Origin of the sequence: Bosea sp. 124 (genome assembly GCF_003046175.1) — a bacterium.
Lineage (GTDB): Bacteria > Pseudomonadota > Alphaproteobacteria > Rhizobiales > Beijerinckiaceae > Allobosea.
Map to the genome: position 1 here is coordinate 3,871,306 of NZ_PZZM01000001.1, position 17,055 is coordinate 3,888,360.

A 17,055-nucleotide genomic window follows, 5' to 3' on the forward strand; every position below is an offset into this window, starting at 1 on the left:
CGATGTCGAGACCCAGCGCAGCCCTTGCCCAGCCGCAATTCGCCGACGTCACGCTGACGCGCGACGACATGGGCTTCATTTCGAAGCTGGTCTACGAGCAGGCTGGTATCGTCATCCGCGAGCACAAGGAAGCGATGACGCGCGGGCGCCTGGCGCGCCGCGTCAAGGTGCTCGGCCTGAACTCCGTCGCGGAATACTGCGCCTTCCTGAAGACGCCGGCGGCCGCCGACGAGATTCCGGAGCTGATCAATGCGGTGACCACGAACCACACCTCGTTCTTCCGCGAGCGGCACCATTTCGACCATCTGCGCAAGGAGGTGTTGCCGCGGCTCGTGCAGGAGCGCAGCGGCCGGCGCGGGCGCATCCGGATCTGGTGCTCGGCCGCGTCCTCGGGCGAGGAGCCCTACAGCATCGCGGCGGTCTCGCGCGACGTGCTGGGCTCGCGCAGCGACGTGGACTTCAAGATCCTCGCGACCGACATCGACACCGACATTCTGGTGAAGGCAGAAACGGCGGTCTATTCGAGCGATCAGTTCGACCGGCTGCCCGCGGACGTCAAGCCGCTGCTGAAGCTCGAGCCCCATGCCGGCCGGGGCGAGGCACGTATCAGCGAGGATCTGCGCCGGATGATCGCGTTCAAGCGGCTGAACCTGATCGAGAAATGGCCGATGACGGGACCGTTCGACGTGATCTTCTGCCGCAATGTCTTCATCTATTTCGACACGCAGACCAAGGCCTCGATCCTCGACCGTTTCGTCACCCTGCTCGCTCCCGGTGGATTTCTTTACCTCGGCCACTCGGAATCGCTGCCTCAGCCTCACCCTCAACTGCGGCTGATCGGCCGCACGATCTATGAGAGACTGCCATGAGCGTTGCGCGTTCCTCTCGCCGCTATTTCGATCCGCGCTTCGAGGCGACCATCATTACGGTGGCCCCCGGCGAGCACGAGATCACCGCCGCCAAGGACGAGATCGTCGCGACGGTGCTCGGCTCCTGCATTTCGGTGTGCCTGCGGGATTCGCAGACGGGCATCGGCGGGCTCAACCATTTCCTGCTGCCGAAGAACAATGGCGGCAACGATGCGAGCGCGGGCGAGCGCTATGGCGACACCGCCATGGAGGTGCTGATCAACGGCCTCTTGAAGCGGGGGGCCAAGCGCGCCAATCTGGAGGCCAAGGTGTTCGGTGGCGCACGCGTGCTGTCGGGCGCGACGATGCTGGCGATAGGCGACGGCAACATCGCCTTCGTGACCGAGTTCCTCAACCGCGAGGGCATCCCGACCGTGTCGAAGGATGTCGGCGGAACGCGCTCGCGGCGCATCCATTATCAGCCGTCCACGGGGCGGGCCTGGGTTCAGCACGTCCAGTCGAGTCAGCGGAGTACCGAGCACGAGCAGGAAGTCGCCTATCTCAACCGCCTCAAAACCCAGCCCGTGGCCGGCGAAGTGGAGATTTGGTAATGCCGTTGATGAACGCCTCCTCCGCCAGCCCGGTCCGCGTTCTCGTCGTCGACGATTCCGTGCTGATGCAGAAGCTGATGACGCAGATCATCGACGGGGCCCCCGGCTTCAAGGTGATCGGTGTCGCCGGCAGTGCCGAGGAAGGCTGGGATGCGATCCAGGAGCTGCGCCCCGATGTGGTGACGCTCGATCTCGAGCTTCCCGGCCGGCATGGGCTGAAGCTGCTGGCGCGCGTCCTGAAGCAGGATCCGCTGCCCGTGCTGATCGTCTCGGCCTTCGGCGGGCCGGGCGCCGACAACACGATTCAGGCGCTCGAACTCGGCGCGATCGACTTCATCGAGAAGCCCGACGGCACGACGCATACGCTGGAAGGCTTCATGCGGCATCTGGTGGCGGCGCTTCAGCGCGCCTCGGCCAGCCGCCGGATGTTCGCGGCACGCCGCGAGGTCGCTCCGGCGCGCGTCGCGGCGCCGCGTGAACCGTCCCGCATCGGCGGGCGGGCCTCGTTCATCGCCATCGGCGCATCGACCGGCGGCGTTCCGGCCGTGCAGGTGGTGATGCGCGATCTCGCCCATCTGCGCCTGCCGATCGCCGTGGTCCAGCACATGCCGCCCGGCTACACGGCGAAGTTCGCGGCGCGACTCGCCACGGCGACCGGGCTCGACGTCCGCGAGGCCAGCGATGGCGACCGGCTGAAGCCGGGCATGGCCGTTGTGGCGCCGGGCGGTCCACGCCATCTCGAGATCGAGGAGCGCCGCGGGGAGTTCGTCTGCGTGCTGCGGGAGGGGCCGCTGGTCAGCGGTCACTCCCCGTCCGTGGATGTGATGTTCCACTCGGTGGCGCGCAGCATCGGCGCCCAATCCGTCGGAATCCTGCTGACGGGCATGGGCCGCGACGGTGCTGAGGGTTTGTTAGCCATGCGGAAAACAGGCGCCGAGACGTTAATTCAAAGTGGGGAAACCTGTGTGGTAAACGGGATGCCGAAAGCGGCATTCGAGATCGGTGCCGCCGACCGGGTTGTCGCGCTCGACCAGATCGGCGCTGCCGTCAGCGACCTGATCGGCGAGCGGGCGCATCAGCGCACCGCGTAAGGAGAGCGTTATGAAGGCGAGAAGCGAGTACAGGATTCTGGTGGTCGACGACCAGAAGAGCATGCGCGGACTCGCGACCTACTTCCTGAAGCAGATCGAGTTTCAGGATATCGACGAGGCCGAGAATGCCCGCGAGGCCCTGATGAAGATGCAGAGCAAGCGCTACGACCTGCTGCTGCTCGACTGGAACATGGACGGCATGAGCGGCATCGACCTGCTGCGCGCCATTCGCTCGGTGCCCGAGCTGAACCAGATCAAGATCATCATGGCGACCTCGGAGCGCTCGGTCGACAAGATGGACGAGGCGACCACCAATGGCGCCGACCATTACGTCGTGAAACCGTATGAATTGCGCGATCTCGAGGTGCGCGTGAAGAAGGTCCTGTCGCTCAGCTCCTGAACGAGTCTCCCCCGCCGCTCACACAGCTTTCCGTTCGGCGATGATCGCCCCGGGCCGACAGGCCGCGGGGCGCATCCATTTTTGCATCCCGGTCGTAGAAGGGAGCATGATGCGAAACCGGGCAAGCGAAGCGCGCCCGGGACGATGGAGAGACCGGCCATGTCAGTGCGGCGTCGCGAGGTTCTGGGATTGTTGGCCGGTGCCGGGGCGCTGCCGGCGTTCGGCAGCGGCGTCGTCGGTGCGCAGGGCGTGCCCTCCGCCTCGTCCTTTTCCTTCCAGCGCATTGGCGGCGGGGCCTTTCCGCTGGCGGATTATCGCGGCCGTCCGGTCCTGATCGTCAACACTGCGACCCAATGCGGTTTCGCCGGCCAGTTCGCGACGCTGGAGCAGCTCTGGCAGCGCTATCGCGAGCGCGGGCTGATGCTGATCGCGGTGCCGAGCAATGATTTCGGCGGGCAGGAGCCGCTCGAGGGCGCCGCCATCGCGGAGGCGGCACGGCAGAGCCATGGCGCGACTTTTCCCTTCGCGGAGAAGACGGCGGTGAAGGGGCCAGATGCGCATCCCTTCTATCGCTGGGCCGCCGCGCAGCGGCCGACAGAAGCGCCGCGCTGGAACTTCCACAAATACCTGGTCGGTCGCTCGGGCGAGCTGATCGGCGGCTATTCCTCGATGACCGATCCTGTCGGCCCTCAGCTCGTGCGTGCCATCGGGCAGGAATTGCAGGCGGGCTGAGCGTCGCCCGCATGATGCGGGGATAGGCGGCTGGCATCCTTTTCGCTAAGCCGCTCGGGTCGTCACCGCCTGCCCGCCGAGGTTTTTATGTCCCGCATCCTGACCGTCGCCGCCGCCCAGCTCGGGCCGATCCAGAAAGCCGAGACGCGGCGTGAGGTGGTCGCCCGCATGATCGGGCTGATGGAGGCAGCCAAGGCGAAGGGGGCCGATTTCATCGTCTATCCGGAACTGGCGCTGACGACCTTCTTCCCGCGCTGGTATCATGAGGATCGTGCCGAGGCCGATCCGTGGTTCGAGGCCGCGATGCCGAACACCGAGGTGCAGCCGCTGTTCGACAAGGCGCGCGAATACGGCATGGGCATGAGCTTCGGCTATGCCGAGCTGACGCCGGAGGGCCGCCACTTCAACAGCTCGATCATCGTCGACAAGGCGGGTGCGATCGTCGGCAAGTACCGCAAGATTCATCTGCCCGGCCATGTCGAGTACGATGACAGCCGCTCGCACCAGCATCTCGAGAAGCGCTATTTCGAGCCGGGCGATCTCGGCTTCCCGGTCTGGCGGACAATGGGCGGCCTCATCGGCATGTGCATCTGCAACGACCGGCGCTGGCCGGAGACCTATCGCGTGATGGGGCTGCAGGGCGTCGAGATGATCGTGCTCGGCTTCAACACGCCGTCGGTCAATTCGCAGAAGGGCGGCGAGGGCATCGCGCAGCGCCTCTTCCACCACCGGCTCTCGGTGCAGGCCGGGGCCTACCAGAATTCCTGCTGGGTGGTAGCTGTGGCGAAGGCCGGCGACGAGGACGGCAACCACCTGATGGGCGGGACGCTGATCGTCAATCCCGATGGCGAGATCGTCGCCGAGCTTGAAGGCGAGGCGGACGGCATCATCGTCGTGCCTTGCGACCTCGACGATACCCGCTTCGGCAAGGAGACGATCTTCGACTTCAAGCGCCATCGCCGGATCGAGCATTATGGCTCGATCACCACTCAGGTCGGCGTGGTCGAGCCGGAGTGAGCCGGTGAGCGCCTTCACCGTCGCCTTCTCCGAGATCGCTCCGCGCGAGCGCTACAAGCTGCTCTGCGCCAGCGTCACACCGCGCCCGATCGCGCTGGTCACCACGCTGTCCGCGGAGGGCATCGTCAATGCGGCGCCGTTCAGCTTCTTCAACGTCTTTTCGGAAGACCCGGCGCTGATCGTGCTCGGCCTCCAGCACAAACCTGGCAACGACCCGAAGGATACGACCCGCAACATCGCGGCGGCCGGCGAATTCGTCGTCAACCTCGTCGACGAGGCGCTGGCGGAGGCGATGAACATCTGCGCCGTCGATTTCCCGCCGGATGTCAGCGAGATCGAGGCGGCGGGCCTGTCGCTGCTGCCGGGCGTCGACATTCGGGTGCCGCGCATCGCCGAGGCTCCCTTCGCGCTGGAATGCCGCAAGACGGTCTCGATGGCCTTCACGCCGACGCGCGAACTGCTGATCGGCGAGGTGGTGCGCATCCATGCGCGGGAGGGGCTGGTCGATCCGGCAACGCTCAGGGTCAGCATGAGCGAGTACAAGCCTGTGGGCCGGATGTTCGGCGATGGCTATTCGCGCCAGAACGACCGCTTCGACATGAGGCGCGGCAGCTATGCCGAATGGCTGGCCTCGCGGGGCTGAGGGTCACCCCTTCGGCTTCTGACCCGGCCTGAAGGCGGCGATCACGGCCGGATCGGTCTCCAGATAAGGGCCCTCGATCAGGTCGATGCAGTAGGGGATCGCCGGCATCACCGCATCCAGGCATTCGGCGATGGCGCGCGGCCGGCCGGGCAGGTTGACGATGAGCGAGCGGCCGCGGATGCCGGCAGTCTGGCGCGACAGGATCGCGGTCGGCACCTTGGCGAGGCTGACCTGGCGCATCAGCTCGCCGAAGCCGGGCATCGGCTTCTCGATGACGTCCTCGGTCGCCTCGGGGGTGACGTCGCGCGGGGCGGGGCCGGTGCCGCCGGTGGTGACGATCAAGCAGCAGCCTTCTTCGTCGGCGAGTTCGGTCAGCGTGCTGGCGATCAGGGCGCGATCGTCGGGAATGACGCGCGGGACCGCCGTCCAGGACGAGGTCAGGGCCCTGTCGAGATAGGCCTTGATGGCCGGGCCGCCTTCATCGGCATAGATGCCGGCGGAGGCACGGTCGGACACGGTGACGATGCCGATCCTGATCGCGGTGGTCATGTCGCAAGTTCCTGCCGCAAGTTCCTGCCGAGAGGTTCGGGCAGATGTGGCCGATCGGCCGGGCCGATGCCACCGAATTCTCGCGCGTCAGCGCTGCAACTGCGCCCGGAGGCGGCGCAGACCCCGCCGCAGGCTGGCCGCCAGCCGGGGCATGTCGGGCGCGCCGCCGCCGAGGCCGATGATGGCGTTGCCCATGGCGCGGCGCTCGCCCCAGACATAGGTGCCGGCATCGACGCCGTCTCCGGCGCCGCTGTCGAAGAAGGCCGGCGGCGTGGCGGCGAAATCGGCCTGCAGCATGGCGATGGTCAGGGCGCGGCCGGGGGAATGGCGCGCCTGGCTCTCGTCATAGGCGATCTTGAGGAAATGCCGCGTGCCGGCGCTCTCGACCAGCAGGCCCATGGCCAGCGGATGACCGTCGAGCAGGAGCATGTCGATCTGCAAGGCATCGGCGTCTGCAAACAGTGCGACGAGCGTGTCGAAATAGGCCGAGGCCTGCGGCAGCCGGGCGATCGCCGTGCCGGCCTGGCCCTTCCAGCCGGCTGCCTCGAGCGCGAGAAAACCGGAAAAGGCGTCCCGGGCGGCCGATCCGCGCAGACGCCGGAAGCTCATCTCACCATGACGGCCGATGGCCCGGAACTGCTGCATCCGCTTCTTGTAGCTCTGGCCCAAGGCGCGCCGGAGATAGCGCTCGGCATCGTCGCCGGGCTCCGGCCGCATGACGGGGCGCTGCCAGCGCTCATAGGTGGAGAGCCGGCTGCCGGTGACACGGCAGGCTTCCGTCAGCGCGGCGAAGGACGGGCCTTCGAGCGCAAGCAGCGGCAAGGCCAGCGTGCGGGGCAGATCGCCCGCGGCGAGCAGATGGCGAAACAGCGCCTGCATCACATCGTCGGCCCGGTCGCGATCGATGACGGGCAGCGAGGAGACCTCGTAGAGCGGCAGGATCGGCGCGACCAGCGCCGGAGCGAAGCCGGAGCGCCAGTCGCGCTGGCGGCGCAGGGCCCAGATGCCGGCGAGGCGTTCCGAACCCAGGGCCTCGCTGAGCCAGGCGGCCAGGATGACGATGCGGTCCTCGGGTACGACGACGCGGGCGGCCGCGGCGGCAGCGGGCGACATATGCGGATTAGGTTCGAGCGCGCGTGCCGCCAGCTCGGCGAAAGCCGGGCCGTAGCCGGCATAATCGGCGGGGCGGATGCGCCTGACGACGATACCCGTGTTCAAGATGTGTGGCCGTCCCGCTGATGGCGATGCATGTCGCCCCGCAGCGACAGCACGAAGGCAATCACCTGCGCGGTCGCGCGGTAGAGTTCCTCCGGGATCTGGTCGTCGAGTTCGACGGCCGAGAGCGCCTGCGCCAGCACCGCATTCTCCTCGATTGCGACGCCATGCTCGCGGCCGGTCTCGACGATGCGCTGGGCCAGCTCGCCGCGGCCCTTGGCGGTGACGCGGGGCGCGCCCTGCCCGTCATATTCGAGCGCGACCGCGATCTGGCGAGGGGAGGGTCGGTCTGAGGGTAGCGTCATGACATGCGGTCGAGGAATTGGCCGGCCGTCGGCTGGGCGACGCGCGGGTGGCCGGTGTGGATATCGATCGTGCCGTTCTCGAACTGTGCGTGGGCCAGCGCCGCCTCCAGGCCGGGAGAGGCGCCACGCAGCAGCCTGCTGGCCTCTTCCCGCTCCGCCCAGAGCGTGATCCCTACGCTGCGGCCCTGCAGGGTGACGACGCCCTGCAGCGGCCCCATCGGCTCGACATCGAGGGCGAAGCGGACGCGCCAGAGCGGACCGGCCACGCCATCGGCGTCACGCCGCGGCGGCTCTTTTTCGATCTGCAGCGGCAGAATTGTCGTGCCGTTCTGGAAGGCGAGCGGCAGTTCGGTGAGCCAGCGCTGGCCGTGCTGCGCCTCGGCACGGGGGCCTTCCGGCGGCAGCGAGGCGAATTGCGCGAGCTTGATCCGGTCGAGCGCGGCGTCGGTCTGCGCCAGCAGCGTCTCGGCGATGGCGAGCGGCTTCTCGCCCGCCGACAGGCTCGGCTCGACCATGGGCTGGGGCACGAGCGCACCGTCGCGGCGGGGCGGGCCAGGCTTGGCGGCGTGGTCCGGCGGCTGCGACAGATCGGGCGCGGCGATGGAGGGCCCCGGCGGAGCCGGCTTGGCGGCCGGCGGCGAGAGGGCCTGGACCAGCGGGGCGAGGCTATCCCGCAGTGCCTGCAAGCCGGCCTTGAGGTCGCCCGCTGGCGGCAAGGGCCGACCATCGGCCTGACGCGCCTCGAGGAAGAGGCCGGAACCCTGGATCGCTGTCTTCAGCACCTGCGCCGTCACCGGGTTCCGTTCGACGGGAATCGCCTGTGCGAGCACCCGGTCGATCAGCGTGAGCAGTGGCCTCGGCAGGGCGAGCGAGACCGAGCCATCGGCCAGCGCGCGCATGTTGGCCAAAAGCGGCGCGAGGCTGTCCTGCCGCGCCAGCGCCGGTCCGATCAGCGGCCCGGCGAGCGCGCGGGGCGTCGCCGTCTGGGCGGAGGCCTGGGGAGCAGCTACCGCGCCTGGCAAGGGCGAGGCTGTCGATCCGGATGTCGAGGCGCGGGCCGTGGGCATCTCCGCCCGCAGGGCGGCGGGCTGCGTCGCAGGGAGCACCGGAGATGGAAGTGGGGCTGTCCCGCTGCGGGCGACGGCGACGGCAGCTTCGCCCCGTAACGGGGCGGACGATGCCGCGGCGGCGACCTGGGCCGGCGTCGGTGTAGCCGCTGTCGCTGGGGCAGGCTGTGTCGGTGTGCCCGGCTGCGATGCCTGGGCGCCCGGAGGGCGGACCTCGACCAGCGTCGCGCGCAGACCCGTGCCGGGCTCGTCGGCGGCGTCGAGCCTGAGGACAAGCGAGGCGCCCGGCTGCAGCGCGCTCTGCCGGGCGGCCGGACCTTCGAGCACGAGTGCGATCGTGTCGCCTCCGACCTGCGCGGTCGCCGTGCCATCGGCCGTCAAGGCGAGCAGGCGCGCCACGACCGTCTTGCCCGGCGCAAGCTCCGTCGTCGGCGCGAGTGCCTGCAGCAGCGTGGCGAGGGACTGGCTCTGGACGAGCGTGGCGAGGTTCATCGGCTCCGACCGTGACGGCGATGCAAGACCGTGGCACGAAAGATTAAGCATTTCCTTGCGGCAGCGGACACGCGGGCGAACGTCTTGCCGCGCGCCTTGCAGGGTGCGGCTGCGCCCGAGGCGCTGGTGCGTGGCGCGACGCTGGGGCAGGGTCCCCGGCAGGCGGGCCGGTTTGCCCGAAGGCATGGGAGTGTTTCGATGGAATATCGCCAGCTCGGCCGGTCCGGCCTCAAGGTCTCGCCGCTCTGCCTGGGGACGATGATGTTCGGCGGCGCGACCGACGAGGCCGGCTCGCGCGCGATTATCGACCATGCCCGCGCGGCCGGCATCAACTTCATCGACACGGCCGATGTCTATACCGAGGGGCGCTCCGAGGAGATTACCGGCCGCGCGATCGCGGCCAGCCGGCATGACTGGGTGCTCGCGACCAAGCTGGCGAACCCGCTCGGCTCCGGGCCCAACCAGGGCGGGCTCTCGCGCAAATGGGTGCTGCAGGCCTGCGACGACAGCCTGCGCCGGCTCGGCACCGATTTCATCGACATCTACTATCTCCACAAAGAGGATCAGGCGACGCCGCTGGCAGAGACGGTGCGGGCGATCGGGCACCTCCTGCAGCAGGGTAAAATCCGGTATTTCGGCGTCTCGAACTACCGCTCCTGGCGGCTCGCCGAGATTTGCCGGCTCTGCGATGATTTCGGCATCGACCGGCCCGTCGTCAGCCAGCCCTACTACAACGCGATGAACCGGATGCCCGAGGTCGAGCACCTGCCGGCCTGCGGCTATTACGGGCTCGGGGTCGCCTCCTATTCGCCGCTGGCGCGCGGTGTGCTGACCGGCAAATACGAGCCCGGCCAGGCGCCGCCCGAAGGCACGCGTGCCGGCCGTGCCGACAGGCGGATCATGCAGACGGAGTGGCGCGAGGAGAGCCTCGTCATCGCCCAGACGATCAAGGGCCATGCAGCCGCACGCGGCATGACGCCGATCCAGTTCGCCGTGGGCTGGGTCCTCAACAACAGGCTTCTGACCGCGGCGATCGCGGGGCCGAGAACGATCGAGCAATGGCAGGCCTATCTCGCCGCGCTCGACGTCGTCTTTACGGACGAGGACGAGGCGCTGGTGAATTCGCTCGTCCCGGCGGGGCACCCCTCGACGCCGGGCTACAGCGACCCGGCCTACCCCGTCGAGGGCCGCCCGAGCCGGACCGGCGGCTGACGGTTCGGCAAGACAATTGCCTTGCGGGCCGGGCGCACCTAACTGAGCGTGGTTGCGCCGTGCGGCGGCGCTGAACCGGAAGGGGAGTGGATGGCAGTCGAGGGCGTCACCGGCGATCTGATCAAGGTCGTCAGTCTGCTGGGGGCGGGCGTCGTTGCCGTGCCGCTGTTCAGGCGCCTCGGGCTCGGTTCCGTGCTGGGATATTTCACGGCGGGCCTCATCATCGGGCCCTATGGGCTAGGCCTCTTCGCGCACCCCGCATCGGTGCTGCATGTCGCCGAATTCGGCGTCGTGATGTTCCTCTTCATCATCGGGCTCGAGATGCAGCCGTCGCGGCTGTGGAACCTCCGGCGCGAGATCTTCGGCCTCGGCGTCGCCCAGGTCGCGCTCTGCGGCACTCTGTTGACCGGCGTCGGCTATGCCTATGGGCTGCCGCTGCCGACGGCTTTCCTGGCCGGCATGGGCTTCGTCCTGTCCTCCACCGCCGTCGTCATGCAGATGCTGAACGAGCGCGGCGAAACCTCGACGCCGCAAGGCCAGCAGGCGGTCTCGATCCTGCTGCTGGAGGATCTCGCGATCGTGCCGCTGCTGGCCGTGGTCGCCCTGCTCGCCCCGGCCAGGGGGGATGCGGGCGATGGCTGGCTGTCTTTCGGCATCGGTGTCGCCTGCGTCGCGGGCCTCGTCATCGCGGGGCGCTATCTGCTGAATCCGATGTTTCGCCTGCTGGCGCTGGCCCAGGCGCGGGAGGTGATGACCGCGGCGGCCCTGCTCGTCGTGCTGGGCTCGGCGCTGGCGATGCAGCTCGGCGGCCTGTCGATGGCGATGGGCGCCTTCCTTGCCGGTGTGCTGCTGTCGGAATCGAGCTTCCGCCACCAGCTCGAGGCCGACATCGAGCCGTTCCGCGGCATCCTGCTCGGCCTGTTCTTCCTCGCTGTCGGCATGTCGCTCGATCTCGGCGTGATCTCCGTGCAATGGCGCCTGATCGCTCTGGCGGTCATCGCCTTCATGTCGGTCAAGGCGCTCGGCATCTTCATCGTGGCAAAGCTGTTCCGCTCGAACACGCGCGAGGCGATCACGCGCGTCGCGCTGTTCTCGCAAGGCGGGGAATTCGCCTTCGTGCTCTATGCGGCGGCATTGTCTGCCGGCATCTTCGACGCACAGGTCAATGCCGTCGCCAGCGCGACGGTGATCCTCTCGATGGCGCTGACGCCGTTGCTGGCGATCGCGCTCGATCGCTTCATGCCGGCGGAACAGACGTCACTCGACGGCGTCGATCTGGCCGACGGCCTCAATGGCCGGGCGCTGATCATCGGCTTTGGCCGCTTTGGACAGGTCGCCAGCCAGGCGCTGCTGGCGCGCGGCTTCAGCGTGTCGATCATCGAGGTCGATGTCGAGCTGATCAAGGCGGCGTCCGATTTCGGCTTCAAAGTGCATTATGGCGACGGCACGCGGGCCGAGATCCTGCACGCATCCGGCGCGGAGCGGGCCGAGGCGATCCTGGTCTGCGTCGAGAGCCGCGATACCGCCAACCGCATCGTCGCGGTTGCCAAGGAGGCTTTCCCGCACGCCAAGCTGTTCGTGCGCGCCTATGATCGCGGCCATTCGATGGACCTGATCCGCGCCGGCGTCGAGTTCCAGATCCGCGAGACTTTCGAATCCGCGATGGCTTTCGGCACGGCCGTGCTGCTCGGCATGGGCGTGCCGCAGGAGGAGGCGGTCGAGATCGCCGAGGACGTTCGCCGGCGCGACGAGGAACGGCTCGACCTGCAGGTCGCCAGCGACATCTATGCCGGGGTCAACCTGATCCGCGGCAACGCACCGATCCCGGCGCCGCTGACCAAGCCGAAGACCGCCGGCAAGATCCATGGCAACGTGCCTGACGACATCAGCGATTTCTGAGCAGTTATCCTGGACAGCCGGCGCCGGCTTCGCGGGAAGGCGGCGGCTCTAGTTGAGCACGCAGAAGCCGCCGACGACGACTTCGCTGCGGCACCAGATTTTGGATGCGTCATTCACGGTCAGCTGCATCAGGGCCGGGGCCGGGGCGGGCGCCGAGGAAGGCGGGAAGGGCACCCGCGTGGGGGCGTGGTCGGCGGCCTTCGCCGTTCCGGCCATCGCGCTGCCCGCGCCGGGCACGACCATGAGGCTTTGGCCCTTGCCGCCCGATCCCTCGGTGGACGATGTGGTGCTGCTCTTGCCACCGAGCCGCGCCTTGGCGGCTTCCGCTGTGGCGGGCAGCAGCAGGGCGGTCGACAGGCAGGCGATCACGAGCGCGCGTTTCATCGCAGGGCTTCCTGATGGACGATCGGACGCCTGTCAGAATGCCGAAGTCGCAGCCTCGCGCAACGGAAGCCTGCGAGCAGGCTGACCGGGAGCTTAACGCCCGAAAGGCGGCAGCGGCGCGGGCTTCAGTGGCCCGGCAGGACGATCACGGTCGGCTTCGCTGGCAGCCCCGCCTTGGTCACTGTGATCACCGGCTCTTCGCGACGCTCGACCGGCCAGAGGTCCTGCGAGCGCGCGAGGAAGCGGTTCAGCGTCCCGCCGCCGAAGAAATGCATCGGGATCATCACCCGCGCCTGCAGGGACTTCAGCACGTCGAGCATGCCCTCCTGGTCGAGGGTGTAGCTGCCGTCGACAGGAAACAGGACGACGTCGACGCGGCCGAGCGCGCGCAGATGGCCGGGCTCGAGCGGATGATGCAGATGGCCGAGATGGGCGATGCAGAGCTCGCCGATCTCGAAGACGAAGATCGAGTTGCCGTCGAAATCGGTCGATCCCGAATAGGAACGGATATTGGTCGGGACGTTGCGGACGCGCAGGTCGCCCATCGTCAGGTCGTGCTTCGCCGGACCCGCGCCCGTCGGGTCCCATCCCGGCAGCACCTGCTTGATGGCGGGATCGGGGTTGCGCGAATTATGGGTCGAATGGGCCTTGTTCATCGTGGCGATGTCGGGCGTGAGCTTTGGCCGGACATAGTCGTTGTAGTCGGTCGCAACCTTCACGCCGCCCGGCGTCTCGATCAGGAAGGTGGCGTGGCCGACGAAGGTGAGGCGGACCTCGTCCTTCGCCAGATTGGCGCGCCGGATCGGCAGCCCCAGCGAAGCCATGTCGGGCCGGCAGCCGGGTTCGTCGGCTTGGGCGCGGGCGGGCGGGGGGGCCAGCCAGGCGGTCAGCAAGGCCATCAGGCCAAACCGGAGGGCACTCGCGCACGGCGTCGCTCGTCGCATCCGTCTCCTCCCTCCGTTTCGGCCCGGCCAGTGTGATGCATGGTCCGGGCCGAAGGGAAGCGGGGCGGCGAGGCGATGTCGCGTTTGTGAAAGCGCGGCCCGCCGAGGCCGGTTCAGTCCTCGTCGAGTCACTCCTTGGCCAGGCCAAGCTCCTTGAGGATGCCGTTGCCGCGCTCGGTAAAGGTCTTCGCATAGGCGGCAAATTCGGCGGGCTTGTCCCAGACCGGGGTGATACCGCGATCGGCCATCGCCTTGCGAATCTCGGGACGCTGCATGGTGCGTTCGGCCGCGTCGAAGAGGATCTTGCGCCGGTCGGCTGGGAGGCCCTTGGGCGCGGCGAGCGCGAACCAGTTCTGGTAGGTCCAGTCCAGCCCGGCCTCCTTGGCGCTCGGCACGTCCGGGAAGTTGGGGTGGCGCTCCTCGGTCATCAGCAGGATGGTCCGCACGCGCCCGGCGTCGAGCATCGCCTTGGCCTCGATCGGCGACCCCGTAAAGACGCTGATGCCTCCAGAAGCGAGATCCTGCAGCGCCGGAGCTCCGCCATTGCTGGGCACCCAGCGCACCGCATCCGCCGAGAGCCCTGCCGCCTTCAGCAGTCCGCCCGAGGCGATGTGCCAGGAGCCGCCGACGCCAGTGCCCGAGGCCATGAAGGTGCCCTTGGGGTTGTCCTTGACCGCCTTGATGTAGTCGGCTGCCGTCTTCATCGGGCTGTCGGCCTTGACCGTGACGCCGGCCGGGATGAGCGAGACACGCGAGAAGGAATCGACGCTGTCGATGGTGATATCGCCGAGCCCGAGCGTCTTGAAAAAGGAGATTTCGGGGCTGATGCCGCCGATGGTGTAGCCGTCCGGCGTCGCGGTGGCGATCGCGGTATGGCCGGTGAGGCCGCCGCCGCCCGTGCGGTTGACGATGTTGACCGGCTGCTTCAACTCGGCTTCGAAGCCCGCGCCGAAGATCCGCATCACCGCATCCATGCCACCACCGGCGGCCCAGGGCACGATCAACTGCACCGGGCGGTCAGGGAAGGCCCAGGACGGGCCGGCGGCCAACAGCATTGCCGCGCCAAGCGCGGCTTTCACGATGATTTTCATGTTCCCTCCCCAGGGATCGGCCGCAGCTCAGATCAGGCGGTCCTGCGGAGAGACTAAACAGCTTTCAGCCAGCTCTCAAGATATGCTGCATACAGTGTTCGGTGTTCAGGAAATGCCGCGCCGACGCAAGGCGGGTCAGGGTGGCGACAGCTTGACGCTGACCCGCGCCTCCGCGAGGCGCTGGAACAGCCGCCGACGGCGCACGAGGGGCAGCCAGTCGTAGAGGAAGATCTCAGCGGGGCGCCAGATCACGACCCAGCCGATGATGACCAGGCTCTCCTGAAGCACGCGGGCGAAGGGGCCCTCGAAACGCTGAGTCAGGACAAAGCTGAGGAACAGGCACAGGGCGAGCCCGGCGAAGCCGATCAGGAAGGCGAGGCGTCCGTCGCGAAAGAGCTCGCGCAGGGCCTGGGCCTCGGAACGGGCCTTTGCACCGAACCAGCTCGTCAGCGCGGTCGCGAGGTCCGGGCCGGGTTTGCCGGTCATTCCCGGCGACTGGAGATGAATGACGATTGAGATCGGCTCGTCCTTCGGCAGCTCCTGCGCCCATTCGACGATGTAGCGCTCGGCATCGGCCGCGACGTCGCCCTCGCGGAAGGGGAAGGGATCGAGGGTGTTGAAGAGCTGGGCGCCGTCATGCAGCCGCAGTTCGATCGGCGCCTTGCCGTTTTCACCTGACACGTCAGATTCGCCTGTAGCCGTTGTCCAGCGCGTATTATTCAGGCTGCCGGCGCCGGCGCAATCGCGGCCGCATCCGGCGGCATGCCGGTTGCGGCTGCGGCCGGGTCTCGCTACATACGCGCCAGATTTCCCGACACCTGCGACCATCAGTCCGCAAGCGGAGCCTGCACGCTTATGTCCCGTCAGTTCATCTACCATATGCGCGGCCTGTCGAAGACCTATCCGGGCGGCAAGCAGATCCTCAAGGACGTGCACCTGTCCTTCTATCCCGACGCCAAGATCGGCGTGCTCGGCGTCAACGGCGCCGGCAAGTCGACGCTGCTCAAGATCATGGCCGGCTACGACAAGGAATGGACCGGCGAGGCCTGGGTCGCCGAGGGAGCCCGCGTCGGCTACCTGCCGCAGGAGCCCAAGCTCGACGAGACGCTGAACGTTCGTGACAACGTCATGCTCGGCGTCGCCCCGCAAAAGGCGATCATGGATCGCTACAACGATCTCGCCATGAACTATTCCGACGAGACCGCCGACGAGATGACCAAGCTGCAGGACGAGATCGAGGCCAAGGGCCTGTGGGATCTCGACTCCAAGGTCGACCAGGCGATGGATGCGCTGCGCTGTCCGCCCGACGACTGGGAGGTCTCCAAGCTTTCGGGCGGCGAGCGCCGCCGCGTCGCCTTGTGCAAGCTGCTGCTGGAGCAGCCCGAATTGCTGCTGCTCGACGAGCCGACCAACCATCTCGACGCTGAGACCACCGCCTGGCTCGAAGGCCATCTGCGGACCTATCCGGGCGCGATCCTGATCGTCACCCATGATCGCTACTTCCTGGACAACGTCACCAGTTGGATCCTCGAGCTCGATCGCGGCCAGGGCATTCCCTATGAGGGCAACTACTCGGCCTGGTCGGTGCAGAAGCAGAAGCGCCTGGCCCAGGAAGGCCGCGAGGACGTCGCCCGTCAGAAGACGCTGGAGCGCGAGCAGGAATGGGTGCTGGCGTCGCCAAAAGCCCGCCAGGCCAAGAGCAAGGCCCGTATCCAGCGCTATGACGAACTCGTGCAGAAGGCCAACAACAAGGGACCGGACGGCGCGCAAATCATCATCCCGATCGCCGAGCGGCTCGGCAACAACGTCGTCGATTTCGAGAACCTGTCGAAGGGTTTCCAGGACAAGCTGCTGATCGACGGTCTGAGCTTCAAGCTGCCGCCGGGCGGCATCGTCGGCGTGATCGGCCCCAACGGCGCCGGCAAGACCACGCTCTTCCGGATGATCACCGGCCAGGACAAGCCCGATTCCGGCACGATCAAGATCGGCGAGAGCGTGACGCTCGGCTATGTCGACCAGAGCCGCGACTCGCTCGACGACAAGAAGAACGTCTGGGAGGAGATCTCGGGCGGCAACGATATCCTCTATCTCGGCAAGCGCGAGATCAACTCACGCGCCTATTGCTCGACCTTCAACTTCAAGGGCGGCGACCAGCAGAAGAAGGTCGGCTCGCTCTCGGGTGGTGAGCGCAACCGCGTCCATCTCGCCAAGATGTTGAAGGCCGGTTCCAACGTCCTGCTGCTCGACGAACCGACCAACGATCTCGACGTCGATACGCTGCGGGCGCTGGAAGAGGCGCTGGAGGACTATGCCGGCTGCGCTGTGATCATCAGCCATGATCGCTGGTTCCTCGACCGGATCGCGACCCATATCCTCGCCTTCGAGGGCGACAGCCATGTCGAGTGGTTCGAGGGCAATTTCGCCGATTACGAGGAAGACAAGAAGCGCCGGCTGGGGATCGATTCCACCATCCCCAAGCGAATCCAGTACAAGAAGTTCTCGCGGTGAGGCTTTGATATCAGATTCAAAAAGCCCCGTGGTAGATTCGCTACCGC

The 17,055-nt window shown here is 67.5% G+C and carries 18 protein-coding genes; 10 read left to right on the plus strand and 8 right to left on the minus strand.

Annotated features, from left to right (window positions below; translation table 11 throughout):
- Nucleotides 1-2: 2 nt before the first annotated feature.
- The 7 genes from C8D03_RS18385 (at nt 3) to C8D03_RS18415 (ending at nt 5,342) form a co-directional block, all read left to right on the plus strand.
- On the plus strand, nt 3-869 hold the full coding sequence (locus C8D03_RS18385; protein ID WP_108048418.1) for a CheR family methyltransferase: 867 nt from the start codon (nt 3-5) through the stop codon (nt 867-869).
- On the plus strand, nt 866-1,459 hold the full coding sequence (locus C8D03_RS18390) for a chemoreceptor glutamine deamidase CheD (RefSeq protein WP_108048420.1): 594 nt from the start codon (nt 866-868) through the stop codon (nt 1,457-1,459). Before C8D03_RS18385 ends, C8D03_RS18390 begins: the two co-directional genes overlap by 4 nt.
- Nucleotides 1,459-2,550 (plus strand): chemotaxis-specific protein-glutamate methyltransferase CheB, encoded by a 1,092-nt coding sequence (gene cheB / locus C8D03_RS18395; protein WP_108048422.1) that lies wholly within the window; start codon nt 1,459-1,461, stop codon nt 2,548-2,550. The genes C8D03_RS18390 and cheB overlap by 1 nt, the downstream gene beginning before the upstream one ends.
- Before the next feature lie 10 nt (nt 2,551-2,560).
- Nucleotides 2,561-2,950: a response regulator gene (locus tag C8D03_RS18400; protein WP_054210767.1), complete on the plus strand. Its 390-nt coding sequence runs from the start codon at nt 2,561-2,563 to the stop codon at nt 2,948-2,950.
- Between the two features lie 159 nt (nt 2,951-3,109).
- A complete protein-coding gene (locus C8D03_RS18405) occupies nt 3,110-3,682 on the plus strand; it encodes a glutathione peroxidase (RefSeq protein ID WP_108048424.1) in 573 nt (190 codons plus the stop codon).
- A gap of 87 nt (nt 3,683-3,769) precedes the next feature.
- Nucleotides 3,770-4,699 (plus strand): N-carbamoyl-D-amino-acid hydrolase, encoded by a 930-nt coding sequence (locus tag C8D03_RS18410; protein ID WP_108048426.1) that lies wholly within the window; start codon nt 3,770-3,772, stop codon nt 4,697-4,699.
- A 4-nt stretch (nt 4,700-4,703) separates the two neighbouring features.
- Nucleotides 4,704-5,342, plus strand: a complete 639-nt coding sequence (locus C8D03_RS18415; protein WP_248308524.1) for a flavin reductase family protein — start codon at nt 4,704-4,706, stop codon at nt 5,340-5,342.
- Nucleotides 5,343-5,345: 3 nt separating this feature from the next.
- On the opposite strand, the gene mog is transcribed toward C8D03_RS18415, so the two are convergent.
- The 4 genes from mog to fliK all read right to left on the minus strand — a co-directional run bounded on the left by mog (nt 5,346) and on the right by fliK (nt 8,970).
- The gene (gene mog, locus C8D03_RS18420) at nt 5,346-5,891 is read right to left on the minus strand and encodes a molybdopterin adenylyltransferase (protein ID WP_108048430.1); all 546 of its coding nucleotides are present in this window, start codon (nt 5,889-5,891) and stop codon (nt 5,346-5,348) included.
- Nucleotides 5,892-5,978: 87 nt separating this feature from the next.
- Entirely contained in the window at nt 5,979-7,109 is a 1,131-nt protein-coding gene (locus C8D03_RS18425) for a GNAT family N-acetyltransferase (protein ID WP_108048432.1), read from the minus strand.
- The gene (locus C8D03_RS18430) at nt 7,106-7,411 is read right to left on the minus strand and encodes an EscU/YscU/HrcU family type III secretion system export apparatus switch protein (protein WP_108048434.1); all 306 of its coding nucleotides are present in this window, start codon (nt 7,409-7,411) and stop codon (nt 7,106-7,108) included. The genes C8D03_RS18425 and C8D03_RS18430 overlap by 4 nt, the downstream gene beginning before the upstream one ends.
- Nucleotides 7,408-8,970, minus strand: coding sequence for a flagellar hook-length control protein FliK (gene fliK, locus C8D03_RS18435; RefSeq protein ID WP_181301083.1), 1,563 nt, complete (start codon nt 8,968-8,970; stop codon nt 7,408-7,410). The genes C8D03_RS18430 and fliK overlap by 4 nt, the downstream gene beginning before the upstream one ends.
- A 198-nt stretch (nt 8,971-9,168) precedes the next feature.
- Between fliK and C8D03_RS18440 the strand changes: the two genes are divergently transcribed.
- Nucleotides 9,169-10,182, plus strand: a complete 1,014-nt coding sequence (locus C8D03_RS18440) for an aldo/keto reductase (protein WP_108048436.1) — start codon at nt 9,169-9,171, stop codon at nt 10,180-10,182.
- Between the two features lie 90 nt (nt 10,183-10,272).
- Nucleotides 10,273-12,081 (plus strand): monovalent cation:proton antiporter-2 (CPA2) family protein, encoded by a 1,809-nt coding sequence (locus C8D03_RS18445; RefSeq protein WP_108048438.1) that lies wholly within the window; start codon nt 10,273-10,275, stop codon nt 12,079-12,081.
- 48 nt (nt 12,082-12,129) lie between these two features.
- On the opposite strand, the gene C8D03_RS18450 is transcribed toward C8D03_RS18445, so the two are convergent.
- From C8D03_RS18450 to C8D03_RS26515, 4 genes are all read right to left on the minus strand, one after another.
- Entirely contained in the window at nt 12,130-12,465 is a 336-nt protein-coding gene (locus tag C8D03_RS18450) for a hypothetical protein (protein ID WP_108048440.1), read from the minus strand.
- A 125-nt stretch (nt 12,466-12,590) separates the two neighbouring features.
- Nucleotides 12,591-13,364 (minus strand): MBL fold metallo-hydrolase, encoded by a 774-nt coding sequence (locus tag C8D03_RS18455; RefSeq protein ID WP_248308525.1) that lies wholly within the window; start codon nt 13,362-13,364, stop codon nt 12,591-12,593.
- A gap of 173 nt (nt 13,365-13,537) precedes the next feature.
- Entirely contained in the window at nt 13,538-14,500 is a 963-nt protein-coding gene (locus tag C8D03_RS18460) for a Bug family tripartite tricarboxylate transporter substrate binding protein (RefSeq protein ID WP_108048444.1), read from the minus strand.
- Nucleotides 14,501-14,635: 135 nt separating this feature from the next.
- A complete protein-coding gene (locus C8D03_RS26515) occupies nt 14,636-15,181 on the minus strand; it encodes a hypothetical protein (RefSeq protein ID WP_181301085.1) in 546 nt (181 codons plus the stop codon).
- A 174-nt stretch (nt 15,182-15,355) separates the two neighbouring features.
- On the opposite strand from C8D03_RS26515, the gene ettA reads away from it, so the two are divergent.
- Nucleotides 15,356-17,008 carry an energy-dependent translational throttle protein EttA gene (gene ettA, locus C8D03_RS18470; protein ID WP_108048448.1) on the plus strand — a complete coding sequence of 551 codons (1,653 nt, stop codon included), beginning with the start codon at nt 15,356-15,358 and terminating at the stop codon, nt 17,006-17,008.
- Nucleotides 17,009-17,055: the final 47 nt, after the last annotated feature.